This window comes from Pseudomonas laurylsulfativorans, from assembly GCF_002906155.1.
Lineage (GTDB): Bacteria > Pseudomonadota > Gammaproteobacteria > Pseudomonadales > Pseudomonadaceae > Aquipseudomonas > Aquipseudomonas laurylsulfativorans.
The window spans coordinates 1-1,042 of record NZ_MUJK01000030.1 but is presented as its reverse complement, the minus strand read 5'-3'; the positions used below and the strand labels follow the sequence as shown (position 1 = coordinate 1,042).

The 1,042-nt window shown below is 60.4% G+C and carries 1 protein-coding gene; it reads left to right on the top strand.

Annotation, left to right across the window (positions count from 1 at the left end; all coding sequences use genetic code 11):
• A partial coding sequence (locus B0D71_RS31105; protein WP_205886087.1) for an Ig-like domain-containing protein occupies positions 1 to 1,042 on the top strand: 1,042 nt, incomplete at both ends.

Here is a 1,042-nt window from a genome sequence, read left to right as displayed (position 1 = left end):
TCGTGAGTTACAGCTACACCCTGGTCGACAACGAAACGCACCCGACTGCCAACGGCGCCAACACCTTGCCTGAGCAGTTCACCGTGACCGTGGTCGATGACAACGGCACCACTGCGACCGGTTCACTTGACGTCAACATCATCGACGATCTGCCACAAGGCGTGAACGACAGCAATGCGTCGACGGCTTCGGAAACCTTGTTGACGCTCAACGGCAACGTGCTGAGCAACGACGTGCAAGGCGCTGACCGGGTAACCATTGGTGAAGGTACTGGACCTATCACCCCCGGCACCTTCACTGGCACCTACGGCACTTTGGTGCTGAATGCCAATGGCACCTACACCTACACCCTCAGCACCAGCGATGCCGATTTCAAAGCCCTGCACGGCGGCGGTAACGGCACCGAAACCTTCAGCTACACCATCACCGACTCGGACGGCGATACCAGCACCGCCAACCTGGTCCTGCAGATCCACAACAACGATGACCCAGTGACCCTCCAGGGCCTCAACGTGTATGGCGGCGAGCTGACGGTTTACGAAGAAAATCTCAGCGACGGCTCCAACCCCAACACATCGGCCCTGACCCAAAACGGCACCTTCACCGTCACCGCGCTGGACGGTGTCACCACCCTGACCGTCGGCGGCATCGCCGTGGTCACCGCTGGCGTTACCGCCGGCTTCCCGCAATCGATCACTACGCCGCTGGGTAGCACCCTGACCATCACCGGCTTCAACGCGGCCACCGGTGTCGTGAGCTACAGCTACACCCTCAACGACAACGAAGCGCATCCAACCGCCAACGGTGCCAACACCCTGCCTGAGCAGTTCGCCGTGACCGTGATTGACGACAACGGCACCACCGCGACTGGTTCACTGGACGTCAACATCGTCGACGACCTGCCAAAAGGCGTGAACGACAGCAATGGCACTGCCTCGGAAACCCAGCTAACCCTCAACGGCAACGTGCTGAGCAACGACGTGCAAGGCGCTGACCGGGTAACCATTGGTGAAGGTACTGGACCTATCACCCCCGGCACCTT